This window comes from Bacillus mycoides, assembly GCF_000832605.1.
In the GTDB taxonomy this organism is placed as follows: Bacteria; Bacillota; Bacilli; order Bacillales; family Bacillaceae_G; genus Bacillus_A; species Bacillus_A mycoides.
Genome location: NZ_CP009691.1, coordinates 246,739 through 273,312, shown reverse-complemented (window position 1 = coordinate 273,312; position 26,574 = coordinate 246,739). Strand labels below are relative to the sequence as shown.

Below are 26,574 nucleotides of genomic sequence, written 5' to 3'. Positions count from 1 at the left end.
AAGAGTTATAGCCACAATAAGGCAGTAAAATAATGTAGCAAGAAAATCAGAGTAAATAGCTAATTTACTTTTAAAAATTGAAACTGTATTGTAAAGTAGTAATTTTACAAATAGAAACAGTTTTATATAATAAAGACAAGCACAGAAGAAATTAAATGATTCCATAATTAGATTGTATAAGAAAGCTGACACCTGTAAGGACTATTCTGATAATATTTCAACTTCAAGGCTATGTAGCCATCATATAGCTATGACGTTTCACATTTTTAAGATTCAAATTATATTTGTAATTAACATTGTTAGGAGGAATTTAAATATGGAGAAAGTATTAGCATTGTTCAGTGATGCCCTCCTACTTGCTGCTCCAATTTATGAAGAAAACAAGCAGTTATGGGCCAAATGGAATAAATACTATAAAGAAGTACAAGAGAATCACGATAAATTAGTAACATCAGCTAATATGTCCCCTTCCTTTTCAACACTTGTTTCTTGGTTAGGTCAGAAACAAGAGCAAGGAATATCGTTGTTGAACATTTATGCCAATCTGGATAAATATAAAATTGAGATTCAAAATGTACTAGATAAGATCATTGAACAAGAATTCGGAGAAAAAGTTGAAGCAGTTGAACCAACTCAAATTTCAATTTTTGAAGATAGTCAGGTAACAGAACATATAGAAGATATATCGGATGATTACTATCCTGTAACCAATGACGCAATGTATTATCAACTACGTGATGGAATAGCAAAAAATCATTTTGAGGAAGATGGAGCAGTAGCAAAACCGGTATTGCCATTAGAAACGAAAAATTCAAGTGGAGTTGCACAACTATCCTCACATAAGGATGAGGACTTGAGACTAGTTAACACAAACGAAGCAGAAAGATGGTCTATATTGGTTGATGGAGTAATTAGTAATATGGATGACCTTACAGCAGATTGTTTGGATACCATTACAATTCAGTGGTTAAATCAAGCTAAATCTCCAGACGAATTCATAGATTTTAGTTATGAAAACGTATTGGAATTGTGCAATATGCCAAAAGCATCTGCAAACGGTGTAGAGTATTATCGCGCAGAAGATAAGATAAAAATAGCACAACGTATAGCAGCTTTAGCCAGTATCTTTATTTATTTGAATGATGATAATGAAGTTGTAGTACTGAACGATCAAGCAGAAACTGGGAAACAATTCGAAGTAAAACGTGAAGTAATCAAAAGGCTATTCGTACTCGATTCTGTAGTGTTATGGAGAGATAAGAATACTAATGAATATATGGGAATAGAATCCTGTAAGATTAAACCAGGTAGTTTCTTATCAGGCTATTTGTATGGCTCTAATAGTACAACTGCTTTATTATCGAAAAAAGCACTAGAGTATAATAGCTATAGACATAAGTTTCATAAACGTTTAATACGTTATTTATCATGGCAGTGGAGAATCCGTCAGCAATACAGTACTTTAAAAAGACCATACTCCATTGGTGGAGAAAAAGGTTTACTATCTGTAATGGGTATCAAAACTACGAATGGACGTCCACATCGAATTCGAGAACAACTAGAAAATGTTTTAATTGACTTAGAAAAAGAAAATGTCATTTCACATTGGGCATATGCAGAAGAATTGGATGAAACAAAGATAGGAGAACGCAATTGGTTTAAGAATTACTTTGAAAAGTTGGGAATCATTATTTTACCTCCAAAAGAATTGATGAATAATATAGATAGTATGGTGAAGAAAAAGACAATAGATACACAAGAGAAGCAAGAGGAGCGTTATATTGCAGATACGGTAAAACAACCTACTGTAGGATCAGAGGATATGATTCGAGAGAAAATTATGAATCAGCATATGAATCAAAATAAAACAATGCGTGAGATAGCAGATGAAATAGGTCTATCCCCTGCTACGCTATCAAGATTCTGTAATAACAAAATGAAGCGTATTTCAAAAAGTGTTAATGAAAAACTAAACAAGTGGTATGAAAGACAAATGATTATAGAATCTATGTAAAGAGAAGCAGATACCTTTAAATGGAGAGGTACCTGCTTCTTTTTAGTTTGTTCATATTCTGCCTGTATTACTCCATAAACGCGCTCGATTGCTCAGTGGTGTTGCTTTAAAATAAAGTTTGTTCAAAAACACTTCACAAACCCGTATTTCATGATAAATAATCAGAATCTATTTTGAAAAAAGATTAATCAAAAAGATTCTGATCTAGTAGATTTAATTTTAGATTTTATAAAAAAGTTTAATCAAACTTACTTGGAATTTTTGGATTGAAGGAAATAAAGCATCGCATCTTTTTTAGAAACATCGTAACTATATTTCAAATCCACAATTTATATTATTTTTTATTTGATTTATCCTTAAAAAGGACGTTGTATGTTTCATCATTTCCACTCAATGTAGCGAAAATAGGAAAAATCCACAAGAATAATGGATCTACGTTGAGTAATCTCGTTCCTGAAAATTGTCTTAATGTATCAGCTGACAGATATTGAGTTTGAAGACAATACGGGCAGTCTTTCCCTTCTCTTTTAAAGAACAATGACCATACCTGCAAAGCGTTCCATCTTTTTTTGCAATTTGTGCAACGCGTCATAAAAACTTCCTCCTTATATATTTATCGTTTAAAACTTATAGTTAGAGTGTTTCTTTTACAAATAAAGGTCTACTGTTCCTATATGCTGTACAGGGCTTAAATACTTCCTTCTTCAACTATTTTGATTTACCTTTTTTATAAATGGTTAAACTTTTTTCAAAACGGTACGACTTTTTTATAAACAGTTAAACTTTAATTTAAATCCACAAGTGGATACCATGTATATCTTTGTACATAATAAGATTGTTAAACGTTAAAGTCAGGAGGGTTTGTATGCAACATGATAAAAAAGATATAGAAAAGTCTGGTTCTATTATGAAACCAAAATTTGCAGAAACTGATGCGCAAAAAGTGAAACAAGAAATTCAAAATGATGTAAAAGAAGGACAAGGAGCAATGACTTCCCGAGAAGCAGGTGCAATGCGGGATTAAGAAACCACTCCTTACTGTTTTTTTATTTTTCTAGTGAAATTTTAACCAGTAAGGAGCTATTCCTTAATCTGCTTTTGTTTCTTAAAAACTCTTTTTTTACTTTGATATAACGTTTATTTCATGTAAGTATCTCAATTAGAGATAATCTATTTCTCGTCTGACTTTTCCAAAAGGAAGTTTAAATTACTTTGATATAATGAATTCCAAAATTGTCTATTGTAGTCATCATCATTTATTAATATGTTAGTATCAAACTCCGCTAATGTGTTCTTTAATTCATAAAAAGTGTTTATTAGATCATGATTTTTGTAGTGTTCCTGCTCTATTAGTTGAACCCAATACTTTTTAAAATAATTGAAGCAGCAATACATTTTCTCTATAGAAGAATTGACAAAATATCTTTCTACTCTTTCCGTAATTTCATGTTCTAGCTCATATATTTCTCCTGTGGGTTGGTAGATAGTAATTAGATTACCTGAGTCCATATTACTTCCAATAACAAGGTATGATTTAAACTTCTCTAAACTCGCTAAAAACTTTTCTGTATATTCTTTATCCAATATCGATAAAGAAAAATCATTTTGTTTTGTCCATTCCACTACATCTAAAAGAAAACCATTAGAATAGGTGTGAAATTCTACATTGAGACATTCGAATTCATTTTCTTTAATTTGATGATTAAGTAAAAAATGCATACTATCAATGGGCAAATTTAATTTGGCTATTTCCAATGTCATTCCTCCAAACCTTAATATTTAATCCATTTTCTGTTTCTTCACCAACTCAATTAAATTTTAGCATAAAGAAATGGTCTCCTTGGGGAAAGTGGCATATGAAATAATAAAAAGGTATGAGTTTACAACCCACACCTTTTTACCAGTAGAAATATTCGTTATATGCTTAATGTATCAATCATTATCAATGTCACCTTCGATATATTGACTGAGTTTATCCTTAATTGCCGCACTTTCTGGAGTTACTTCTGCTACTTTACGATTGTGAAGACGAGAACCTCCTTCCATTTCATCTAAAGGTAATGTATTTTCATCATCTTGAGAAGCAGTAGCAGTCATTTGTTGTAGCCATTGCATTGTTAAGTTAGATGTTGTATTTTTACCATTGATTTCTGCAGTTCGTTGAATTTCCTGTTCCGGCTGATTGTGAGTTACAGTCGATGTGTAAGCAGGCTCTCTATATTGTGGTGTATGCTTCGTCCTTGACACTTCTATTGGAGTTTCAGTAATAACTGGTGCTTTTTTGTTAAGTTCTATAGGCTCTCTATGTTTACTTGTATCTGATACATTTTCTTTTTGAACATTGATCACTTCATTAATTTCTGCGTGTTCTGTTGTATTAGAAGTAGGAATTGATACTGTAGTGTCCTCCTTTTCTAGTTTAGGTGCAGAGTTTCTTGAGTGATCTTGCACAGGTTGAGTATTTGTTAATTCATCTTCATTGTCAGTATCATCTTCATTATTATAAAAATCGTAAGTATCAGGATTTAACGTTTGTAACCAACCTTCTATTGCAGTAGGCACTGTTTTAGGTGTACTCAATTCCTCAATTACAGTTTCTTCAATATCAACATCTGTATCTGTGACATAATCCTCATATTTAATTTCCACATTTAATGACTCTTCACGAATTTTTAGCCAATAAACAGCTGCTTCTGCATCAACTTGAATTTTAGCTGTTTTAAACTCAGTGGCAGGAACAAAGTTTGCATTTACTTGTATTCCTCCTTGAGGAGCATTATCTTTTACAATTTTAGCAGCACACTGGAATGCTTTTTGAATTAAGATATCATTTTCAGAAAGAATGGGTACTTCTGTTTTCGAATAAGAGTAGGATGTTCTACGTGTACTTTGTGTTTTCGTTTCTGCTGTTACCATATCAATTTCTTGATCACCTTCACGTGCCTCATAAATTGTTTTCGTACCCATTAGCTTACTAAACAATTTAGCGTCTTCATTAGTAACATCACCATAAACAAGTTTGTTACGAAATGTTCCTAACAGGATATCCATGAATCTTGGGCCATGTTCAATTGCTAATTGACTAATTGTTTGTGCAATAACAATTAAAGGTGCTTTATATTTACGTGATTGAGCAGGAAAACTTTTAAATGCTTTATAAATGTAATCCGCAAACTCATCAACTAAAACAGGATGGTATGGAGATACGTTAGGCTTACGACGGAAAACAGCATTCTGCACGGCATATAAACATAATTTACCGAATACATCAGATAGATCAGAAAGTTCCCCTTTCGCTGTATTGATTAAAAGGATACCTCCAAATTCCAAATGCTTCTCAAAATCAAAATTCGATGAACCACATAAAACACGACGGAGCAGAGGTTGAGCAGAAATATCATTTAATGTGTTTCGTAAACCACGAACGAAGGTTTCTTGTTTATCAATAATCTTAGGTTGCCCATAGTATTTCCCTTCAGTATGATAAACAACTTCCCCTCCCCCACGGCCACCAGATATTTCGGGAACATAATTTAAATCAAACCATTCATCTACTTGTTTCATTATGCGCCAATGGTTTCGTTCATCTCTATCTGGAATAGCTTCAATATCATTTGGAAGTCGTTCTTTTAATTTGAGATGCATCTCAAAAACGAGATTAGCATCATTATACATATCAATTAAATGTTCAAATCTAGCTTCAAATTTTGAATCATGCAGTTTTAACAAGTAAATATGTTGTTTAAGATGGGAACGCTCAGATTGAACGAAGAAAGGATTTCCTGCTCCATTATCAGAGAGCCCCGTTAATACTGAACATAACATCTCAGCAACTTTATCAACTGGACCACGTACGAAATTTATTGAAGGGGTATCAGGATTTGTTGGATCTAAATAGAAAATAACACTATCGGGAATCTTGTGTGCCAATACCAAGTTATATACCTTTTCGCAGAAGTCATTAGATGGCTCGATAACTGTAAGACCATTTACCTGCGTTCCTTTTACATCCTCTGAATGATAATCTTTTCTTGCATATAAGGTTTTAAAGTTATTAATCATTGAAGCCATATAGTCAAGAATTTGATTAGCAATTGGTAAACCTAGTGCAGCTGATTTACCTGTACCAATGTTACCGATGATCATTATATTAAGTGTTAAAGACTTGCCCTGTATTACTGCCATTTCCCGTGTAGCACTGTTAGGACCAAGAAAGATATCGGGTTCTGGCAATTTTGATGGATTTTTTTCAGTGAAAAATCTGTGTAATGAAGTAGCAAGTTTTCGTTGACGATCATCATTCAAAAAGGAAAGCATCCAACCAGGTATTTTAAATACGTATTCCCATTTTCCGAATTCATCTAAAAGCTCTTTTTTATGTTCATAAAAAATCTTAAAGAGCCATAAGAGTACGAGAATAATAATAATTACAGGTATAGCAAATACAAGGTGCATGATATTACTAAAATTTGAAAGTATAGTATCCTCTAATCCTTTGTCATTTAGTGAAACTTCCCCAGCTTTTGAATTTAAGAATGGTATGAATATCTTAGCTAATGGAACACTAAACGCCCATAAGTACTGGGCAACAATTCCGATTAACATCATTGAGAAAATAAACCATCTACGTTTTATCTCCTGATATGTCTTAACCTTAGTTGAAAGCTGCCAAGTATAAATTAATATCCAAAAGCTAAAAAATGTTTCAATGTAATAATGAGTATCGAACGGATTACCAAAGATACTTAAGGTAGGTAATGGAGCTCCCATTTGAAATGACCAGAAAGAAGCGTACTTATATATCCCTCTTAAAGAAAAATACCAAGCTAGTAGCAGTAGTAATGTAATAACGTAGTATGATGAGCGAGCTGCTAATCGATATTTCCAACTTTTTGTAATGTCGATTGTGACTGTATAGGATTTTTGTTTGCTCTTTCCCGATTTTGGACCCTCCCCATTACCTGGTGTTGTATTGAGTTCAGTATTCTTTTGAACTGCATTCTCCAAATTCTTGTTTCACCCTCTCTTTTAACGAATAAAAAACAGCGGTGAAATTAAGCAATTCAGCAGAAGTAGCCAATAAAATATGCTCTGGTGCTATGGAATTGTGATACAAGTCAGTAAAAATGGCCTGCTGCCCATGCTCTAATTCATCCGCTACATATATCCCCATTAGCTTAATTGGGTTTAGTGTTCGTTGTTGATTTTGCATGGCCAACAATCCTGATAATTGTTGTAATTTAAAGTGTGTGTTAACCTCCCCTACCTTAAGTATTGTTAATATACATAATATTTCTAAGTAATCTAAAGATTTTTTTTCTTCATCAGATGATTTTTTTCGTAATACCAAAATGTCATCTGTAAGCTCAAGTAGTTTAGAATGCTGAATCCCTTTCGCTTGAATTTCATTTTTATTAGATATCCACTCTACCGAATAAGGGAAAGAAGAATTTATATTTAAGCGTTCAGTGATTTTTTTGAGCAGATGACCTTTGCTTAAACTATTAATTTCGCGAATTTCTTGAAGAATATTATTTATTACAAGTGCCGATCCACCCATATTACATACGTAAACATTTAGGTTATTCACTACACTTAAACGTGGTATATTGCTGAAAGATTTTTTTAAATTTGTTACACGTGTAGTCCTTTTTTTGTAAGTAGAAATTGTGTGATAGGAGTCATCAATCACTGAAAATAACACGTAAAACTGTTTAGATGGGTTAGCAGCAGCGATATCGAGATATTTTTTTAGTTTATTTTCTAAAAATGGAATGTTTTCTGATCCTGTATCAACTTCAATATTGATAATAGAATCGTTACAAGTAATAACCCAATCAGGAATTATTAAAGGGTTTCCCTTTGAGTCTGGATAAAACTCTTTAGATGGACGAAATGAATAAACGAGTTGAGGTAAATCTGGTTGGAAGGAAAAGGGTTGAAGTTCTGGTTGAAACATTTCGCGATACTCTTCATCTTCGTATAAAAAGTAAACATCATTTGAATCGGAATACATTAGGTTGGGCAAATGTAAGTTTTGCTTTACAATTGAGTTTAGCGGAAAAAGATAATCTCCATTACCACCTACAATTGCACCGGTATGTTCATTTTGGGATTCTGCTTCAAGTAGATTTAGCACAAATTGTGTAATAGCTATATTGTGTTCGTAGTGCCTTTTGGTAACAAACGAGGTACTGCAATCAGTAATTAATTTTAAACGATATAATATTTCTGCTCCTTTAGAAGCGATAGAAACGAAATCCAATGTAAAGCCGCGCTTTTTTCTCACACTTATATTTTCTTTTTTTATTAATTTCATTTTTGCCCACTTAGTTAACTTGGATGAAAATGTTGTTCGACTTATAGGCTCCCCACTTATCAATTCATAAAATTTTCGTAATTGAATTTGAGATACTGTTCGTTGTTCATATAAAAACAAAACTGTAAAAATGTCAGAACGATTAAAATAAACTCCACGATCATTTTCTCCGACGATATATTTAACGGCATGATCAAATGATTTTTTCAATTTTAAACACTCCCTTGATATGGAAAAAATATACGGAAACTCGCATAAAATCGAGTGCAATTATCATGAAATAAAAGTAATTAATGTTGGATAAATTAAGCAGTTTAGTACATAAAAATGATTAATGTATATTTTAACTGAAATTTGCAAAAAAGCAACCCATTATCCCCTATGAACTCTTGGTTTAAAAACACATATTATTTCGTCAGGTGTAAGTAATAAACTTCAATGTTATCAAGTAGAAATTTGTTATTAGAGTTCGTCATATGTACTTCGACATAGATAAGAGAACATATGACGAACTCTAATGATGAAAAAAGGGTTCGTCATATGTATTCCGTCATATATGTGTAGAGTATCAAAAATAGATAGAATGTACAGTGAATATACTTTTGCATAGATGAAACTAGGTATTAAACAGAATTGCATTTAATTCTGTAGAGGTATTTGTTTATTCAGAAGGAAAAATTACATCATAAAAGAAATAAGTAAATAAACATAAGAAAATAAATGAAAATTATGTATATTTCATATTTTGCATGTTACAATCTGATTTAAGGGGTGAAAAAATGCGGAATTGGAACACAGAATATGGGTTAATAAAAAAGATAATACAAAGTGAATTTGAAACGGACCTTCTTTATACCAAAGTAATCACCACATTATCTAACGAACATGAGATAATCCCAATAAAGTTTGCAGCTCTAGATCCTTATAAAACGTATAATACCGCACAAGTCAGTAGAATTTTGAGGATAAAATCTAATCAATTAAGGTATTTAATCAACAAATACGGTGAATACATCCAATTAATAAAAAAAAGAGCTAAATATTCTATTTCATTTAAATCTTTATACAGGATTTATTTAGTAAACCTATGTTTAACAAAGAAATTAATTAGTTTAGCTGAGTTTAGCAGCATTATGACTTCACATGTTAGTTATAGCGATTATATTGATATGAAATTGACAAGTTATACTGACAAGTTTGTAGAACTTAACTATAAAACTAGCCAATTGAATGAAAATGAATCACAATTTTATGTGTTATTCCTGCAAATATCAGAAATAACTACGGAATTAATAAAAGAAATAACTAAATATAATATGACATTAACATCCCCTTTCCTTTCTGTTGACAACAGAGAGAGAAATGAGTTGGTAAATAAGAAACGGGATCATGAAGTTCTTTTCAATAAACTAAGTGTTTTATATAAAACTTTATAGTTAGAAGAGTAATACTTTATTAAGTATTACTCTTTTTTTATAGACTTATTTATACACTGTACATATAAGACTTATAAGTAAGACGTATAAAAATTTGTGATGATGTTATATTGACATGAAATTAATATAAAAGCACATAAAACCTTCATTTATAGGTGTTTTTATATAAGTCTTATATATAGTATGTACATGTAGGTTGTACAAGTGTAATAGAGATGCTAATAGCATCATATTTTAGGTGTATCATATGTTGAAAATATAAATCAAGATAGAGTTCTACATAAATACTGTCATTTTATTAAGTATCCGATAGTTATTGTTAGTTATATGAAATCTGATATTAACATGTTTTGTTTACTGCGCATATAAACGACTTACATATACGTCTTATATGTAAAGTGTTGATATGTCGGAGGTTAATTGGATTTTATTAAATGAAAATCATATATAAGTCTTGTATATAATGACCTTATATAAGACTTATATATAATGACTTGATATACGTCTTATAATGATGTAATATATTTTTAGGAATAATTAACCAACGTTTTAAGGGGGGGACAACTTGAACGAGGTATTAAGTGAAAAATATAAACAGAACAAATTTACTCATGAAGTTGTAGAAATGTTCGCAGACATTATTGAAGAAGACGAAATACTGTACAATGTATTTCATTACATAGGATCTCAAGTAAACAAACAATACCAAGAGACAAAGTATATGAGAGGTATTTCAATAAATGAGATAGTAGAAAATGTTGTTATTGATAGGAGAGTAAAGAAACCTAAGGGAAAATCTTATTCGCTAGAAATTGAAAGAACAAATATTTCAAGAAGGTCAGCAGAGGGAAGTGTTGGCACTTTAGCTTCTATGTCATTAATAACAGAAAAGATTATGCATCCATATAAGTTCCTGATTTCAACTATAAGAGGACAACAAATTTTAATTGAATTAGAGAGACGTAAAAATAATAAAGGAGAGATGTAAAATGGCAAAAAACTTTCTAAAAAATGAAGTCGCGGTAAAAATGACTATGGTTGGTTTTGGGCAAGCTGGTACTAGAATGGTAGATAAGTTTGCTGAGTATAAGCATACAGATGGTACAGCAGTATATAATTGTCTTGCATTAAATAGTAATGACGGAGATTTAGCTGAACTGAAGCATGTTCCAAAAAGCAATCAGGTTTCACTAAAATTAGGTGGTTTAGGTAAGAATCCTGAGCGTGCTGTAAAGGTTTTAGAATCTAATGATGATGCTAAAGATAAATTAAAGGAATTTATTACAGAACGTGTAAGACCATCTGATGAATTAGTGTTATTTTTTGCTGGTTTAGGCGGTGGAACAGGTACATCTACAATTATTAAAGCAATTGAAGAATTCTCTGCTTTTCATAATAAGCCTGTTATCGCGGAAGAACTAAAAAGTATGGCAATGAAAATTCCTAGAGAAGAACTAATAGCAAATCAACAAAAGTATGCAAGAATTGCTTTCAATAATGCAATTGAACGTAAAGATTTCATTAAAATGGGTATTGTGGTTACACTTCCAGTTAGAGCAGATGGACCTGATGTACTGAGACAAGTAAATAAGTTTTCACAAGAAATTTGGAAGCTAGCAAATGATCCGGCTAAAGGCGTAGCATTTGTTGTGTTTGCAGATAATCAACATTTTTATGATGAGTTTAAAGGATTAAATGAAAATGAGAAAAAAGGTATTGCAAACTCACGGGACTATGCAAACCAGCGCATTGGAGATATTATTCATGAGTTAAACACAGCTGCAAACGGCTCAGGAACATCTGTAATTTTAGATTCCCAAGACTTTAAACGAATTCTTCTAGAAAGAAGAGGCTGCTTAGTAATTAATAAGGTTTCACGTAACATGAATCAAATTGAAAATAGTAAAGAAATTGTAGATATGTTCTCAGAATCATTGAAAGGAAGCTCATTCCACCATCCAATTGATCTAATGAAGACAAATGAAAATGGAGATTTAGAGGCATCAAAAGTTCATCATTTTGGTATGTTGGCAATTTTAGATGAACAAAAGAACATTGATGATTCATTTATGGATGACGCTAAGGTAGAAGTTACAAACAAACTACCAATCAATGGAACTGTTTTTAATGGATATCTAGTTAGTAAGAATGACTTTATGGGCAGTGTGTATACATTCTATAAAACAGATGCACTACCATCTCGCTTATCTAAAGGATTAGTCGAAGAATACAATGAATTTAAAGAAAAACAAAACCAAATACAATATAAAAAGTCTCAAATTACAACTATTGAAGAACAAGATTCAGATGATGATTTCAACATTAATTTTGGTGATTACTTTGAAATAGAACCAGCTAAAGATGAAGAACAGAATGCACCAAATGATGAAGAATTAGCTGCATTTATGGATCCAGATAAAATGTTTGGAGCAAAATAAAAAATAAGCCTGGAATTTTCCAGGCTTATTTTTCTGTTTTCATTACATTTTTCATGTATTCAATCATGTTCTCATCAATATAGTTTTCTATGAAAAGTTGTTTTCTCGCAAGATCTTCCTCTTTTTTAAACCAGCCAACTTTTTTAATACGAGTTTCTTCTGGTTGTGCGCTCCACTCTCTTTCAGCTTGTTTTCTTAACTCTGTACGCGCTCTATGTTGAATTATCATATTATCTAGTCTTTCTTGTCTTTGACGCTCTTTTACCATTTCAGGGTCTTCTGGTTCAGGTAGCACCGCACGTATAGCATCTTCAAACTTTCCTTGATACTCTAATTCAATGTTTTGTAAATGTATTTGAATCTTTTGCTCGACTATTTTTTCAATAGTCGCTGCAGCTTCCTGCATGTTTAATTGAGTTGAGACTTCACTGGTTTGATTTTCTGGAGAAACTGGTCTTAGTTCAAATTGATGTGGTAAAAGCTCAATAATTGCATCTAGCGACCACTTTTCATCCCTCTTTAGCTTGATAAATAAAGCTATGTCTAAATCCAGTGTGTTATATAGCTTTTCATTTGTATTATTGGTTCTTAATGTTCCGTGTAACCCCTTTTCCTCTAGGGTATTGAACCAATTGTACACAGTGTTATGATGTCGGCCTACTAGTTTTGAAAACTCTGTTATTCGCCAAGCTTTTTCAAAAGCATCTTCATGACTAGAGTTTGTATTATTTGACTCCATATGTTCATTTGTATTTTTGTTATCTTGTTCAATCATCGTTATACCTCCTTGAAATATAATGGCCACAGTAAAATGGAATTAACATATAAAGTGAGATTAACATGTTAAGTGTTTTTTCGATAATATAAACCCGAATACCTTTACCGACTGACATTCACATGAAATATATCATTAATATGTAAAGTGTCACTTGTTAACATGAAGTTGATAAATAAAGGATTTGGAATTAACTATTGTTAATATCTTGTTAATAATTCGTTAGTTGTTAATGATTATTGTTGCTATGAAGTTAACAACTTAGTCTACAATATATTAATGATAAGAAAATATTAGTGATTTGTAAATAAATTATGAGGATATAGTATTAAACTAAAAGACTTAAAAGCTAAAAAGTATGTATAAATGTAAAGCGAAAAGCCAATACTAATAATAAATAAAGGCCTATATTTATTATAATTTATGATACTCGGTAGTAGAAAGCTAAGAACTGTATAGTTAATTGGTTTCAGCAGGTCTTTAGAATGCACATGAAGGTTATTATAGGTTATTGAATTACTTTTAATACGGTTTAATATAAACTCACTTTTTCTAGGGGGCACCACCCTTTACAAGTGATCTCTATATAATCAAAATTGATTCATACAATTGTTACTTTTAAATCGAAAGTAATAAAAAGCGATTTATTGTTTTTGCCTACTATCAAAATGCTTTTAAGAATGATATCTTCTCAGGTTTATTCAGTAAAATTTGCTATAGAAAAAAGCCTTTTAATAGATGTAGAACCTAAAACTCTATTTGTATGTATCTTCTCAACTTTAGAATCAATAATTGTTAATGTCATGTTAATACGTATTGGTGATAGATTATATGACGCTATCATTAATTGATAACTTGCCCTATTAACATGTCAATCTCAGGTTATATATCAATGATAAATAAAGAAAAAACTATTAATTTTTGTGTGTTACTAATAAGAAACTATCAATTGTATGGAATTCTTGTTGGTTTCTAGCTACAATTAGAGTTCTTTTAGGGTGTTTTTTTTATTTTATTTTTCAATAGAAATCTATGGTGGTAGATAAATTTTTAACTAATGCGGATCTTGAAAACCCGAAAGCTACTTCTATGACCGTTTCAACTATTTAATTGTTAATGTCATATTGATGTTAAATACGAATTATCGATATGACATTAACAATACAAATGGCATTTCTCTCTACGTTTGACTTTTAGACTATATGTCAATGATAAACAAGGTGTGAAAACCATTGAATTGCTGTTGTCATTTATTATTGCGATTAAATTTCAACTATTTTTTGATAGTGTGAAAACATCTTCTTGGATAGATCATCACTAGATTCGCTTCGAGCAAACGGCCACAGAAGAAAATTTTCATCAATATAGATTTTGAAATCTCGAAAGCCATAAATACTTCTCCTTTTTTGACACCTTATTGTTAATGTTATATCAATATCAATTAGAATAATATTGATAACAAAAGAAAACAATCACTTAACATGTCAATCTCAGATTACATATCAATGATAAATAAAGGGGGAAACTGTTGTGGTAGATAAATTTATAATTAATGCAGATTTCAAAGACCCAAGACCTGAATTAATGCGTAGTTCAACTACTTAATTGTTAATGTTATATTAATGTTAAATGCAAATTGTTGATATGAGATTAACAATACAGACAGTAGTCCTTTATATGTGTTGTTTTTTAACTATATGTAAGTGATAAATAATGGGTAAAAATCATTGAATTGCTGTCATCATTTATTACTTGATTAAATCTTTAACTATGTTTTGATAGTGTCGAAGCATTTTTTAGGATAGATCGTTACTAGATTCACTTCAAGAAAACTACCACAGAAGAAAATTTTCAGCCGATATAAATTTTGGAATCTTGAAAGTTATAAACATTTCTTCTTTTTCGACACCGAATTGTTAATGTTATGTCAATCTTAATCAGAATGATATTGATAACAAGAGAAAATAATCACTTAACATGTTAATCTCGGTTAACATGTTAATAACAAATGAGGGATTGAAAATCAGTTATCTTTTCATTGGTATCAACATGAGATTGATAGTTTCATGTTGTTTCTTTTTTATATCTTACTAGCATTGAAAATGTTTCAATGCTAGTTTATTAATTAACATACTTCCGTACAATCCGTTGCAATAAGCTAATGTTCAACTAATATAGATCTTGAGGTATAGATAGGCACAAATATTTTTGATAAGTGTCTGCTTGTTGATGTTAATCGATGGATACTAGTGATAAAGTTGGTGCACTTCAGCTGATATGTTAATCTCAGTTGATATGTCAATGTTAAATGCGGGCGAGATGTATTGATTTTCTGTTGGTATCAACATGAAATTGATAATTATATGACTGTTTTATAGTCTTTGTTCTAAATTGTTTTTAAGTAGGACTAAATAATTTTGATTAAAATATAATGTTATGACATTTGTTTGCAAGTAATGTATTATGGTTAACAAGAATGCGCTTAATAGCGCAATTAATTGATTAGTAGAAAGTATACTGTACCCTAAAAAGCCAGCAAAGAAACATTAGTGAACCGTTTATAAGGGGATTCTGGTTCTGGTGCAAAAATCGCAAGACTCTTGCAAGTAATCTCCTAAACTTGGACATACTGATAGTATGACTCTAAAAAAGGTGCGTGATCAGTATGGAAAAAGAAAATTTATTTAAATGGAAGCATTATCAGCCTGAACTCATCTTATTAACAGTAAGGTGGTACCTACGGTACAATTTGAGCTTCCGTAACCTGGTGGAAATGATGGAGGAAAGAGGATTATCAATTGCTCACACAACAATTATGCGCTGGGTTCATCAATATGGACCTCAATTAGAAGAGAAAGTACGACATCATCTTAAATCAACAAATGACTCGTGGAGAGTCGATGAAACCTATATTCAAGTAAAAGGTCAATGGATGTATTTATATCGTGCAGTTGATTCAGAGGGTTATACAATTGATTTTTATCTAAGTAAATCAAGAGATAAACAAGCAGCCAAGCGTTTTTTCAAGAAAGCCTTGGCTTTTTCGTATGTTTCTAAACCTCGCGTGATAACAGTGGATAAGAACCCTGCTTATCCTGTAGCGATTCAAGAGTTGAAAGAAGAGAAACATATGCCTGAAGGCATGCAACTAAGGCAAGCTAAATATCTCAATAATATAGTGGAACAAGACCACCGGTTTATTAAAAGGCGAGTTCGTTCTATGTTAGGGTTAAAGTCGTTTAAAACAGCAATTTCTATATTGAGTGGTGTTGAAGCCATGCATATGATGAAAAAAGGACAACTTGTTTTACTGGACAAGTCTGTCCAAAATCAAAAACAATTTATTCATAAACTGTTTGGTTTAGCTTCATAGGCTAGAAATGTAGAGGAAATTGCTACTCTAGGTTTCTAACTAATATTTTTGCACCAGAACCATTTAGCTATATTAAAAGAAAAAATTAAAGATACATATCCTAATGTAAAATCTACGGACATTGAGCTTGAAGGTGATACACCTTTCCTTCATGTCGATGATCCAGCTTATATTGGAGAATTTACTGTATACGGAAAAGTTATAGGTACAAAATTAAATGAAACATCGAGAGAAAATACAGTTGCAGTTTTAAAAGTTTCGTATTGGGATATACCTATGATTCGATACTTGTTTTATGAAGACTCTGTCGTAAGGCTATCACTTATAATTTTGTTACCTATATTTTTTGTTGCACTTTGCATCCTTTGTTTATGTACTAAGAAAAGTAACCGCTCGTAATAGGCGGTCTTTTTACGTTTACACATAGAATTAGGGGATGCATAATATCTTCAAGGTTAAGTAAAACATATAAAGATTGCTTTTTTACTGTTCCACCCCAAAAAATTCTGAATATTGTTTTTTTCCTGTTCAAACAAATTTATTATCTCTGTATAAATTCATAGATTCAAATGTTTAGGAGACTAGATAAATTTGTGATATATTTTTAAAGTAGTGCACAAGTGCAAAATCACAAAAAAGATCACCTGTTAAATTTTATAGGTGGTCTTTTAATGTTTATTAAATAATCTTTTGATTGAAATGGTGCAGAGGTTTTTTACTTATTTTCAATAGATAAAACTACATGAAAATAAGTAAAAAAGTGGAGAATTATTTGTCTAAATATATAGAATTTTTAACAAAAATTCATAATTATGTTATATAATGATGTTAACAAACCATATTTTAGGCATTACCCCCGATTGTGCAGAATAAATATTTTTTTGATGAGCTAAAGTATTTGGCTAAAAGAACTTGTAGCGGGGCCTGCTACAAGTTCTTTTATTTTTTCAGTAAAGGAAAATAAGAAAAAAGGAGGGAATACAAGTATGACAAGAAATTTAAAGAAAGCAGCACTTAATTCGTTAGATGGTAAATGGGGGGTAGGTATAGGAGTATCAGCGTTAAACTATTTTGTACCTACTCTTAGTGCATCAGCAATCGCGACATTCATGTATTTAATAGTTGGCCTGTTTATTGGGGTAATTGGTTTGGATGTAATCTTTGTTTATTCAATTAGTGGGCAACCCCAAGTAGACCCTACTGCACTAGTTTTACTTATTCTAAGTTATATTTTTTTAGGACTTATTTGTTTCTTAATTTACAGTTCCATACAAGGCATCTTTAATTATGGATATTCTGCTTTCACCTTACATTTAGGGAAAAATGAAGAAGCTAAAGTGGACGATGTATTTCTAGGGTTTAAGAAAAGCAATTTGTTTAGATCAATAAAATTGGGCCTGTTGCAAGCTGTTTTTCTTTTTTTATGGAGCCTATTATTTATTGTTCCAGGTATTATTAAATATTTTTCTTATTCCATGTCGTATTACATATTAGTAGAGAATCCTGATTATACAGCAAGTGAAGCATTGAGAGAAAGTAAAAGAATAATGAAAGGACAAAAGCTAAAGTTATTTGTTCTTTGGTTATCATTTATTGGTTGGTTTTTATTAGCCGCATTTATAGGGATGTTTACATTTAATCTATCATTTATTTTCATTTCTCCCTATTACAATACAACTGTCTCACATTTTTACTTAGATTTAATTAAAAAACAGGATTTTGGAGAAGCGAAGGTAAGTATATAAATAGGAAGTAAGTATGTAGAAGGTTAAAATATATACTTTCTTGATAGTGGATATGCATTTAAGTATATCCACTTTTAATATTATATTAAAAAATGGATATATCACGTTTATTATGATTTGAGCAAGGGTACTGCAAACATGTTGCAAATACATTTATGGACTCCGCTAATAGAATAGCAAGTCATAAGATTGATGTATCTGCTGCAGCCATCAATGTTGGAAATATTGATTTAAGTAATGCCCTACGTGATTTAGGTGGTGACCCATCTAGAATATATGACCGCAAGAATGACGGAGATTTATCATTCGTATTGGGTATGACGCCTATAGTTGGCACAGGAATAGAAATTGGACAACTCATCAAAGGTGAAAACTTAGTAACAGGTCAAAAATACGGTCCAGAAGATTATGAATGGGGCACATTGTCGGTCGTATCCGGTGGTACATCCCGAGTAGTCGGAAAAATCGTTGGAAAAATTGGTGACCTAGAAAAGAAAGGAAAGGCTATTGAAAATGCAACAAAAGGAACTTCAGGTATTGGATGGAGTATGCCAAGAGGTGGAGGAGTAATCAATGGTCGAAAGTATACTGAGTATGCTTTAGAAAGAATGGCTCCAGATACTCTTGAAATAAGAGCGGAGCTTAATTCAAGAGCTAAGGAAATGGCTGCTAAAAAGGGATATAAACTAGGTTCTGCGGAATATAACGAGCTATTTTCTAAAATTGACCCTCGTGGTATGACACCTAATGTAGTTGAAGATATTATCAAAACGGGTTCTCGTGCTCCAGCTGATACGCCTGGCACATGGAAATATAGTAGAGCAGAAGGTTATGTTATACTTAATGATAACGGGGATGTTATTACTGCTGTTCCCGCAAAGAAAAAATAAAAAAATTTTTTTACGGTGCAGAAGGTTGGTTATAAACATTGGATATTAAATATGATGAATACGAACTATTAGAGTTATTCGAGAGTGAACCAGAAGACTTTTTGATTGAAGGTGCAGGTGTGTATCTTTATCGTAAAATGGATCACTTAGGATTTAAATTAGTAATGATTATGTCAGTTTATGAGAATACAATTAAATTAAGTCTTTCTTATAATGAAGGATGTGTATTTGACGTTAATATGGAATTTGTTGAACGAGTCTATACTCGCAATGATACACTCCATATCCAGTGCTCTGAAGAGAAAAAAGCAATTGAAGTAAGATTCAAACCACATTTTGCAATTAATATTAGAGAATTCTAATCAAAAAATCGTAGGAATTATCATTTCCTATGATTTTTATTATTGAATACTTTTCCAGAGTGGCCCCTCATACCTCGAATCGTTTCCGTACCCCTGGGCCTTATCCTAAAGGTGGTGAAGGGTTTACTGTTTCTTATGTACCCTGATCCTCAAAACTTAAATGAGGGGATTTACAGAAATTCATTCGAAGTTTTCTCGATGTGTTTGTATTATTTTTAAATTATAATGTAAGTAATTCTTTTTATTATTACATGTTTGTTTTTTCCTGTTGCAGAATCCTTATTATAAGGATTCTTTTTTTGTATCAAAAATCTACAAAAAAAAGATAAGATCGGGAACACAATCTTATCTTTAGCACAAGGAGTAAACAAAAGGGATAACCATCATATTTTTATAATACCTAAGTTTTTATTAATTTTGAATATTAAAACCATAATTGATAAGTATATCTATATTGAGAAATTTATTACAAATTTAGCTATAAATGACTCAAGAATCGAAAGTAAACTTTTACCCATTAGTTTACATTCAAATCTCCTTATTCATTGACTTCAAACCAAATCCTCTGATATCCTCAAAATTCACAACAAAAGTATACATTCAAAATACTATAAACAAAGAGGACAAGAAATCTGTAAACAAAAAGATCTCATTAATATAAAAAAGAATACCACCTTTAAAGGCGGTATTCTTTTTTATATTTTCATCTAAGCAACTAAATAATTAAATGCCATATATATAGTTAAAAATTCACCTGATACTAATTCAAGACCAATAATTATATATGAAACATTTAAATTAAAATCTCTTATGCTTCTATATATAAACATAATCCCTAATAAGAAGAATGTAACATATAAATATTGACCGATACTAAAAGTTAAAGTACTCGATAGTAAAAATTAAAATTATAAACAGTTTGTCTATTGTTTTATAATTAATTATTTTTTATCCAACAAATGGTTGCATAAATTCCCTCCTAACATTATTTTTCCGAATTATGGATATTATAAGGGCTATTATATCATGAATTTTCTGTTTTTTTATGTTATAAATAAGCTGTTTATATAAGTTTACATAACGCCACTTATGGGTAGGAGAACGTTACAGGCATAATTACACATAAAGAAAAAGAATCCCTTATGATTTCTGGGATTCTTTTTCTTGTTTAAAGTTTCTTCAGACAAATGATCTGCACATCAATTTATTTTTGATATACAGATCATTTGTCTGATAATTTTTATAAATAATTGCGGAGTAATAAACTTACATAAATGCTTTTAAAAGTTCTTGAACTAATGGAATTGCTCCACCTACGAATTTTAAAACTGCCATTGCGATTGCCATATTATTTCCTCCTCTTTATATGATGTAGTAAATCTTATACTCTCATTATATTAAGTGTATTAACTTACATCAATACATTTTAATATGCAATATTTCATCTTAAAATCATGTTTTATACTGTTATAATAGAATAGGTAAATTCTACAGCATTTTTCGATATACTAAATGGCTAATGAACATAAAAAAGGAAGAGAATTTTAAAAATTCTCTTCCTTTTTTATGTGTTCATAGACAGTACTGTTGGTTTGAAAAAAGATGCGATGTTTATAATAAAGTCGCGACGTTTTGAAAAAAGTTTTATTGCGGATTTATAAAAAAGTTGTTGTTAAAGATGGTGTGAATTGGAATTTCACTCCATCTTTTCTTTTTAATTTTGTATAATTAAAATAATGATATTTATATATTTTTATTAAATAATCAAGCAGGAGGAATAAATAATATGTTAGATACATTAATAAATCATTTTAAAGATGTAAATTTAGTATGTTCACAATGTGGTAAAACAATTGAACGTGGTGAACGATTTGCAGTTTCTTTAGTATTATCCGAAGACAAAAATATGCCTGTTGGAAAATTAGATAAAGTATTAGCTAAGATAGCAAACGAAATTTTATGTAGTAAATGTAGATAATACTGAACAGGGAGCTAATCTTCACTATTTGCTTGCCAAAATTATCAAACTTAATAACAAAATGTCGATTTGAAATAAAGTCGCGACGTTTTAAATAATGTTGCGATGTTCTAAAGTTTGTTTAGATCCTGTTTTACAGAATCTTTTTTATTTAACTAAAGGAGCAGTTTAGTAGCAAAAGTATTTTACAATAATTACATCGAATTTATTAGGTAAAGTATAGGGCATTATTGTAATTTATTTTAAGGAGAGAAAATAATTGAACCTAGGTAATCCAATATCTATAGGGAATACAGCAAAGATATATCTTTGTGATAATAAAATTGTGAAAGTGTTTAAAAAACATTTTCACAATACAGAATCTTTATATGAGGCAAAGAAAAAATAACAATATCTATTATTAATATTCTTGTCTTAGGTTTTTAGTAAAAAAACAGATAAAAAAGAATAAATATAAAGTGTGAATAGGGATGTAGTAAAAATGACAATGATAAAATTTAATTCTTATCATCAAAAAGTAGAAATTAAAAGGAATTTAGAACTTATTAACTTAGAACATGAAAAAATTAGAGAATATGTAAATTTTGATATATTTTCTTTTGAACAATTAGATGAATTTCAAGTAGGATATAGCATTGACACTGATGGAAACTCCCTTGTAACCGATGAGGAAGATACTTGGGATGCAAATTGGATTGTTATTGCTTATGAAACTATGTGTGGAAATCCAATTATTATTGATTTAAATGAGGATGGATACCCTATATCTTCATTAATGCACGGAATGGACAGTTGGGGTGTTGGCGGTTTCCTTGCAGATTCTATGGACTCATTTATCAATTTTATAAAAGATATAGGTAATTTTCTTACTGAGAAACAAGTGTTAGAAGGAAAAAGAATTATACAAAATAGAGAATTAAAAACATTGCTAAATAAGTTTTTGGAAAAAAATAAATTTGCTGATTTTGAAATATGGCACTCTTTATTGAGTCCATTATTTGATATTGCAGAAGAATACGAGCAAACATTGGAGACAAAAGTAATAAAGATGAAGAAAGAAGGAAAAAGAATATCGGAAATTGCCCACCTGCTTAATATAAAACCTAAAGAAGTGTATGAGTATATTAAGAAAGTTTAATAGAAACTATTCACTTTTTAGAGATCAATCGGGCGCGATTATGGAGCAATACAGGCAGAAAATGATCAAACTTTTTTATAAAGCCGAAACAAATTTCAAGGCTACACAAAAACATGTGATTTCCGGCAAAGTTATGTTTCCTTTAGCGGTTGTAGCTTTGAAAAAAGATTAATTGTTTATAAAAAAAGTTGTACCGTTTCATTTCCTTTTTATTTCGCTCTTTATGTGATATATTTATCACATAAAGAGCGAAATATATCACAAGGGAGATCTTATATGAAGAACAAATTAGCTTACTTAGGGTTTATTGGTTTTTTAGGGTTTTTGGCACCTTTCTCATTCTTTAGTGAAAATTCGTTTTCGCCTTACTACTATTTCCTTTTCTTTTTCTTCTTTTTATACGCAAAAGTTATACCAGATGAGCTTTTTATGCTGCATGTTCGCATGGCCGCTACAAGGGCATTTTTTGTAACACTAGTATCTGGTAGTATACTACTCTTAAGTGTTTCTATTTTTGAAAATGTACATGTAATTCGTTTATTTGTTGCACTTTCAACTTTAATACCGTTAGGAACTTTTCTAATTAATTTAGAAATATTTGAACGTAGAGAAAAGAAAGGGATGCAGGATGACGCTGATTACTCGGATGAAAGAATATAGGGTAAAGTTAAATATGTCCCAAGAAGATTTAGCTAATAAGGTTGGAGTTAGAAGAGAAACAATTGGTAATCTCGAAAACGGAAAATATAACCCTTCATTAAAATTGGCTTACGATATTGCACAAGTTTTAAAAGCACCCATTGAAGTGTTATTTTGGTTTGAAGACTAGTTTAATTCTAGTACAAGTAAGTAAACTTTTGTAATAGATATGTCCATGAGTTTTGATCCATCTTTTTTATAAAAACTAAATCAGTCCTTATAGCTAAGGAAACCATTTTGACCAATCTTTGTTCAAAAAAGGTTTCCTTTTAAGTATTGCTAAATCGAGCTTCCATCAACATTTATAATTAAACTTTATTTCAAAGCAACAGTATCACCGTAAAAATTACTTAAATAATTCCAAACAAAAAACTCTGTAAAATTATTACAGAGTTTTATCTCGACTTTTCATTTACTATTTACTTGGTGATAACGTCAAATCTCCAAATTTCTTTTTAATAGCTGGAGTCGTTGCCTTAAATTTATATTCATCACCATCTTTTTTAATTTCAAATACAATTGGCTCTTTCCCATCTTCTTCTAAACTAATTTCATCTTTGTTAATTTTATATGTAAACCCTCTTGTGAAAGCTCCTATCTTGAAAGAAACCGTATTTTTAGCGAATTCTGCTGTATATGATTCGCCATTGGTAGCAACGACATTCCACTTTTTAGATTGCAAATCATCTGATGGATCTTTACCACAAGCACTTAACCCCATAATTGCTATAACTATTAATAAAACATACATACTTTTTCTTTTTAAATCCTTCATACTTTTTTCTTTCTCCCCCTTTAAATAACAAAAAGGATATGCTTTAGCCCTTTAAAAGCTGAAAGGCATACTATTTCTATATTTCCCCTAAAATACCTTTATATGTATATTATTTTACAATAAATTACAAAAACAGTCAAAGATATTCATATATTTGTTGTAGTAAGTTTTACAAAAAAAGGTTCTGGTGCAAACACTCCAAAACGGGTTCTGGTGCAAAAATCGCAAGACTCTTGCAAGTAATCTCCTAAACTTGGACATACTGATAGTATGACTCTAAAAAAGGTGCGTGATCAGTATGGAAAAAGAAAATTTATTTAAATGGAAGCATTATCAGCCTGAACTCATCTTATTAACAGTAAGGTGGTACCTACGGTACAATTTGAGCTTCCGTAACCTGGTGGAAATGATGGAGGAAAGAGGATTATCAATTGCTCACACAATAATTATGCGCTGGGTTCATCAATATGGACCTCAATTAGAAGAGAAAGTGCGACATCATCTTAAATCAACAAATGACTCGTGGAGAGTCGATGAAACCTATATTCAAGTAAAAGGTCAATGGATGTATTTATATCGTGCAGTTGATTCAGAGGGTTATACAATTGATTTTTATCTAAGTAAATCAAGAGATAAACAAGCAGCCAAGCGTTTTTTCAAGAAAGCCTTGGCTTTTTCGTATGTTTCTAAACCTCGCGTGATAACAGTAGATAAGAACCCTGCTTATCCTGTAGCGATTCAAGAGTTGAAAGAAGAGAAACATATGCCTGAAGGCATGCAACTAAGGCAAGCTAACTATCTCAATAATATAGTGGAACAAGATCATCGATTTATTAAAAAGCGAGTTCGTTCGATGTTAGGATTGAAATCCTTCCACACAGCTACATCCATTATTTCTGGAATAGAAGCTATGCATATGGTAAAAAAAGGGCAACTTATTTTACTGGACAAGTCTGTCCAAAATCAAGTGAAGTTCATCCATCAACTATTTGGAATTGTTGCTTAAGACTAGATTCCACTAGGAAACTTTTCGCCTCTTTATATCTTTCCTAAGTATTTGCACCAGAACCCTTATGTTTGACCCATCTGCTCCTTGTGATAATAATAGCCCTTGGTTGAAGATAGACGGTAGATGGTACTTATTCAACCCTGGTGGAAAGCTAGTTAGGAAAGAAGGTTGGGAACAGTCGTCTGCTAATGGGAAATGGATGTATTGGATTCCTGGAAATTATGGACTTGCAACAAATGAATCAAGGGTAATTGACGGGGTAACATATTACTTCGATAGTAATGGTTATATGAAATAAAAATGAAAGCATCCATTCGGGTGCTTTCATTTTTATTTTGTAGAAATTACACAATGAATGTGAAACTGAAAAAAATGGACATTTGATAAGGTTATAACATACATGTGTATAGGAATGGCTATTTTAGGCGCTGCCGTGATCGGTTTATCGTCTTATTTGTTGTTAAGGGATGATAAGGGGTAACAAAACAAACGAACACAACGAACAAAAAACACCTGAGACTATAGCCCCAGGTAAGTTTGTACCATTTGTAGTATTAAACCAGAGATTTAATCCGCTAGTATCTAAACTAGTGGAATTCAATTCATTATTTTTTCCATTCTGTAAGCTTGACATCCCATAGCAATGCATCTGTATCAATAAATTTAATACTAAGTTCATTTGCTTTAGCAAACTCTATCTTAAAGGAACTTGTGGATGTAGATATGCTTTCTTCAGAAAATCGAATGGTTTGTACATCTTTTCCATCAATAGAAAAAATTATCTTACCGGAATGTTTGCTCGCACTATCAGGGATACCGAGATATCCCGAAAGTTTTGCATACTTACCTTTTAGCAAGTATTTAAATTGCTGAGAATTTGTCCCTTTACTACTAAACATATTTAATTTAGGTTCAATTTTTTTATGAGCCACTTCAAAGCTAGTGGAATTGTTAACATTCGGTACATATCCAGTACTTTCTGTCAGTTGATTTAGCGCTATAACGGTTCCATTTTTGGGGGATTGTTGTTCCTTTTCTAATGATTTATTAATTTCACCTACAACTACAAGTACTCCTAATGTCAAGATAAATGCTATTACACCTGTAATAATAAAGTTTTTCAAAGTATTATTAGAGCGAAATCCTATTTTATAGGCACAAAATCCTATCGTAGCACCCATTGCATTCACAATTACATCATCAATGTCAAAACCACCAAGAAAAGTAACCATTTGTAGTACTTCTAGTATAAGAATAGAAATACAGAATGAAGTAATAAATCTAATAAAGCTACAACGATATAACATAGGAATTAATACCCCAAAAGGTATGAATGCTGTTAAATTTCCAAAATTAAAAAACCATAGATTAAAATCTTCTCTATCTACCATATTTGGCAAGCTCAAAGGAATACTACTCGGAATTAACTGGAATTCATATTCATGATTAATATATTTTAATCCCAATCTATCGAAACCAAGGAACATAAAGTAGAGAATCAGAACGGAATATAGTCCTAATATTGCGAGGGTAATGTTACGATGTTTTCCTTTGATAATAAAACCTCCTATTACTAATAATTGTTCGTATTGATAATTTCACAAATTCTCATATTTTAAATAT

At 31.1% G+C, this 26,574-nt stretch carries 22 protein-coding genes and 3 pseudogenes; 17 read left to right on the top strand and 8 right to left on the bottom strand.

Annotated elements, in window-relative coordinates:
- The first annotated feature begins 316 nt into the window (after positions 1-316).
- Positions 317-2,014: a helix-turn-helix domain-containing protein gene (locus BG05_RS01420; protein ID WP_003193501.1), complete on the top strand. Its 1,698-nt coding sequence runs from the start codon at positions 317-319 to the stop codon at positions 2,012-2,014.
- Positions 2,015-2,348: 334 nt separating this feature from the next.
- On the opposite strand, the gene BG05_RS01415 is transcribed toward BG05_RS01420, so the two are convergent.
- A complete protein-coding gene (locus tag BG05_RS01415) occupies positions 2,349-2,606 on the bottom strand; it encodes a hypothetical protein (RefSeq protein WP_016127829.1) in 258 nt (85 codons plus the stop codon).
- Positions 2,607-2,879: 273 nt separating this feature from the next.
- Here BG05_RS01415 and BG05_RS30975 point away from each other — a divergent pair, with 273 nt between their 5' ends.
- The gene (locus BG05_RS30975) at positions 2,880-3,038 is read left to right on the top strand and encodes a hypothetical protein (protein WP_001163383.1); all 159 of its coding nucleotides are present in this window, start codon (positions 2,880-2,882) and stop codon (positions 3,036-3,038) included.
- Positions 3,039-3,184: 146 nt separating this feature from the next.
- On the opposite strand, the gene BG05_RS01410 is transcribed toward BG05_RS30975, so the two are convergent.
- From BG05_RS01410 to BG05_RS01400, 3 genes are all read right to left on the bottom strand, one after another.
- Positions 3,185-3,775 carry an SUKH-4 family immunity protein gene (locus BG05_RS01410; RefSeq protein WP_003193499.1) on the bottom strand — a complete coding sequence of 197 codons (591 nt, stop codon included), beginning with the start codon at positions 3,773-3,775 and terminating at the stop codon, positions 3,185-3,187.
- Positions 3,776-3,946: 171 nt separating this feature from the next.
- Positions 3,947-7,021 carry a type IV secretory system conjugative DNA transfer family protein gene (locus tag BG05_RS01405; protein ID WP_033734532.1) on the bottom strand — a complete coding sequence of 1,025 codons (3,075 nt, stop codon included), beginning with the start codon at positions 7,019-7,021 and terminating at the stop codon, positions 3,947-3,949.
- Complete coding sequence (locus BG05_RS01400; RefSeq protein WP_033734530.1) at positions 6,993-8,543, bottom strand: replication-relaxation family protein; 1,551 nt, start codon at positions 8,541-8,543, stop codon at positions 6,993-6,995. The genes BG05_RS01405 and BG05_RS01400 overlap by 29 nt, the downstream gene beginning before the upstream one ends.
- 539 nt (positions 8,544-9,082) lie before the next feature.
- Between BG05_RS01400 and BG05_RS01395 the strand changes: the two genes are divergently transcribed.
- From BG05_RS01395 to BG05_RS01385, 3 genes are all read left to right on the top strand, one after another.
- Positions 9,083-9,769, top strand: coding sequence for a hypothetical protein (locus BG05_RS01395; RefSeq protein WP_003193493.1), 687 nt, complete (start codon positions 9,083-9,085; stop codon positions 9,767-9,769).
- A 565-nt stretch (positions 9,770-10,334) separates the two neighbouring features.
- Positions 10,335-10,757, top strand: a complete 423-nt coding sequence (locus tag BG05_RS01390) for a hypothetical protein (RefSeq protein ID WP_002187393.1) — start codon at positions 10,335-10,337, stop codon at positions 10,755-10,757.
- 1 nt (position 10,758) lies between these two features.
- Positions 10,759-12,207: an FtsZ/tubulin family protein gene (locus tag BG05_RS01385; protein ID WP_002187392.1), complete on the top strand. Its 1,449-nt coding sequence runs from the start codon at positions 10,759-10,761 to the stop codon at positions 12,205-12,207.
- Positions 12,208-12,232: 25 nt separating this feature from the next.
- On the opposite strand, the gene BG05_RS01380 is transcribed toward BG05_RS01385, so the two are convergent.
- Positions 12,233-12,982 (bottom strand): terminase gpP N-terminus-related DNA-binding protein, encoded by a 750-nt coding sequence (locus tag BG05_RS01380; protein WP_003193490.1) that lies wholly within the window; start codon positions 12,980-12,982, stop codon positions 12,233-12,235.
- Positions 12,983-15,647: 2,665 nt separating this feature from the next.
- On the opposite strand from BG05_RS01380, the gene BG05_RS01375 reads away from it, so the two are divergent.
- From BG05_RS01375 to BG05_RS01355, 5 genes and pseudogenes are all read left to right on the top strand, one after another.
- On the top strand, positions 15,648-16,355 hold the full coding sequence (locus tag BG05_RS01375; protein WP_016127824.1) for an IS6 family transposase: 708 nt from the start codon (positions 15,648-15,650) through the stop codon (positions 16,353-16,355).
- Between the two features lie 60 nt (positions 16,356-16,415).
- Positions 16,416-16,754, top strand: a pseudogene (locus BG05_RS01370) (transposase); the annotation flags it as partial.
- Between the two features lie 587 nt (positions 16,755-17,341).
- The gene (locus tag BG05_RS01365; protein ID WP_003192911.1) at positions 17,342-18,100 is read left to right on the top strand and encodes a DUF975 family protein; all 759 of its coding nucleotides are present in this window, start codon (positions 17,342-17,344) and stop codon (positions 18,098-18,100) included.
- 155 nt (positions 18,101-18,255) lie between these two features.
- Positions 18,256-18,990, top strand: a complete 735-nt coding sequence (locus BG05_RS01360) for a hypothetical protein (RefSeq protein WP_003192913.1) — start codon at positions 18,256-18,258, stop codon at positions 18,988-18,990.
- A gap of 38 nt (positions 18,991-19,028) precedes the next feature.
- A complete protein-coding gene (locus BG05_RS01355; RefSeq protein WP_003192915.1) occupies positions 19,029-19,352 on the top strand; it encodes a hypothetical protein in 324 nt (107 codons plus the stop codon).
- Between the two features lie 707 nt (positions 19,353-20,059).
- Here BG05_RS01355 and BG05_RS31935 read toward each other — a convergent pair.
- Positions 20,060-20,297 (bottom strand): annotated as a pseudogene (locus tag BG05_RS31935) (hypothetical protein).
- A gap of 841 nt (positions 20,298-21,138) precedes the next feature.
- On the opposite strand from BG05_RS31935, the gene BG05_RS01350 reads away from it, so the two are divergent.
- The 5 genes and pseudogenes from BG05_RS01350 (at position 21,139) to BG05_RS01330 (ending at position 23,297) form a co-directional block, all read left to right on the top strand.
- The gene (locus BG05_RS01350) at positions 21,139-21,330 is read left to right on the top strand and encodes a hypothetical protein (protein WP_003192993.1); all 192 of its coding nucleotides are present in this window, start codon (positions 21,139-21,141) and stop codon (positions 21,328-21,330) included.
- 259 nt (positions 21,331-21,589) lie between these two features.
- Positions 21,590-21,715: pseudogene (locus BG05_RS28985) on the top strand (aminoglycoside phosphotransferase family protein); the annotation flags it as partial.
- Between the two features lie 96 nt (positions 21,716-21,811).
- Positions 21,812-22,468, top strand: coding sequence for an SMI1/KNR4 family protein (locus BG05_RS01345; RefSeq protein ID WP_016127820.1), 657 nt, complete (start codon positions 21,812-21,814; stop codon positions 22,466-22,468).
- A gap of 276 nt (positions 22,469-22,744) precedes the next feature.
- Positions 22,745-23,128: a DUF3796 domain-containing protein gene (locus tag BG05_RS01335; RefSeq protein WP_016127819.1), complete on the top strand. Its 384-nt coding sequence runs from the start codon at positions 22,745-22,747 to the stop codon at positions 23,126-23,128.
- A complete protein-coding gene (locus BG05_RS01330) occupies positions 23,097-23,297 on the top strand; it encodes a helix-turn-helix transcriptional regulator (RefSeq protein WP_016127818.1) in 201 nt (66 codons plus the stop codon). The genes BG05_RS01335 and BG05_RS01330 overlap by 32 nt, the downstream gene beginning before the upstream one ends.
- Positions 23,298-23,582: 285 nt before the next feature.
- On the opposite strand, the gene BG05_RS01325 is transcribed toward BG05_RS01330, so the two are convergent.
- Positions 23,583-23,942, bottom strand: coding sequence for a hypothetical protein (locus BG05_RS01325; RefSeq protein WP_003193008.1), 360 nt, complete (start codon positions 23,940-23,942; stop codon positions 23,583-23,585).
- A gap of 298 nt (positions 23,943-24,240) precedes the next feature.
- Between BG05_RS01325 and BG05_RS01320 the strand changes: the two genes are divergently transcribed.
- Both BG05_RS01320 and BG05_RS01315 read left to right on the top strand, forming a co-directional pair.
- Complete coding sequence (locus BG05_RS01320) at positions 24,241-24,948, top strand: IS6 family transposase (protein ID WP_041867964.1); 708 nt, start codon at positions 24,241-24,243, stop codon at positions 24,946-24,948.
- 67 nt (positions 24,949-25,015) lie between these two features.
- Positions 25,016-25,249, top strand: a complete 234-nt coding sequence (locus tag BG05_RS01315) for a hypothetical protein (protein ID WP_003192816.1) — start codon at positions 25,016-25,018, stop codon at positions 25,247-25,249.
- Positions 25,250-25,556: 307 nt separating this feature from the next.
- On the opposite strand, the gene BG05_RS01310 is transcribed toward BG05_RS01315, so the two are convergent.
- Entirely contained in the window at positions 25,557-26,438 is an 882-nt protein-coding gene (locus BG05_RS01310; RefSeq protein ID WP_003192818.1) for a VanZ family protein, read from the bottom strand.
- Positions 26,439-26,574: the final 136 nt, after the last annotated feature.

Excerpts from the sequence above, each read along its gene's own strand:
- BG05_RS30975 (WP_001163383.1), top strand. The coding sequence starts at position 2,880 with ATGCAACATGATAAAAAAGATATAGAAAAGTCTGGTTCTATTATGAAA.
- BG05_RS01365 (WP_003192911.1), top strand. The coding sequence starts at position 17,342 with ATGACAAGAAATTTAAAGAAAGCAGCACTTAATTCGTTAGATGGTAAA.
- BG05_RS01330 (WP_016127818.1), top strand. The coding sequence starts at position 23,097 with ATGACGCTGATTACTCGGATGAAAGAATATAGGGTAAAGTTAAATATG.
- BG05_RS01395 (WP_003193493.1), top strand. The coding sequence starts at position 9,083 with ATGTTACAATCTGATTTAAGGGGTGAAAAAATGCGGAATTGGAACACA.
- BG05_RS01345 (WP_016127820.1), top strand. The coding sequence starts at position 21,812 with ATGACAATGATAAAATTTAATTCTTATCATCAAAAAGTAGAAATTAAA.
- BG05_RS01380 (WP_003193490.1), bottom strand. The coding sequence starts at position 12,982 with ATGATTGAACAAGATAACAAAAATACAAATGAACATATGGAGTCAAAT.
- BG05_RS01315 (WP_003192816.1), top strand. The coding sequence starts at position 25,016 with ATGTTTGACCCATCTGCTCCTTGTGATAATAATAGCCCTTGGTTGAAG.
- BG05_RS01385 (WP_002187392.1), top strand. The coding sequence starts at position 10,759 with ATGGCAAAAAACTTTCTAAAAAATGAAGTCGCGGTAAAAATGACTATG.
- BG05_RS01335 (WP_016127819.1), top strand. The coding sequence starts at position 22,745 with ATGAAGAACAAATTAGCTTACTTAGGGTTTATTGGTTTTTTAGGGTTT.
- BG05_RS01375 (WP_016127824.1), top strand. The coding sequence starts at position 15,648 with ATGGAAAAAGAAAATTTATTTAAATGGAAGCATTATCAGCCTGAACTC.
- BG05_RS01310 (WP_003192818.1), bottom strand. The coding sequence starts at position 26,438 with ATGTTCCTTGGTTTCGATAGATTGGGATTAAAATATATTAATCATGAA.
- BG05_RS01350 (WP_003192993.1), top strand. The coding sequence starts at position 21,139 with ATGTTAGATACATTAATAAATCATTTTAAAGATGTAAATTTAGTATGT.
- BG05_RS01325 (WP_003193008.1), bottom strand. The coding sequence starts at position 23,942 with ATGAAGGATTTAAAAAGAAAAAGTATGTATGTTTTATTAATAGTTATA.
- BG05_RS01320 (WP_041867964.1), top strand. The coding sequence starts at position 24,241 with ATGGAAAAAGAAAATTTATTTAAATGGAAGCATTATCAGCCTGAACTC.
- BG05_RS01420 (WP_003193501.1), top strand. The coding sequence starts at position 317 with ATGGAGAAAGTATTAGCATTGTTCAGTGATGCCCTCCTACTTGCTGCT.
- BG05_RS01415 (WP_016127829.1), bottom strand. The coding sequence starts at position 2,606 with ATGACGCGTTGCACAAATTGCAAAAAAAGATGGAACGCTTTGCAGGTA.
- BG05_RS01410 (WP_003193499.1), bottom strand. The coding sequence starts at position 3,775 with ATGACATTGGAAATAGCCAAATTAAATTTGCCCATTGATAGTATGCAT.
- BG05_RS01360 (WP_003192913.1), top strand. The coding sequence starts at position 18,256 with ATGGACTCCGCTAATAGAATAGCAAGTCATAAGATTGATGTATCTGCT.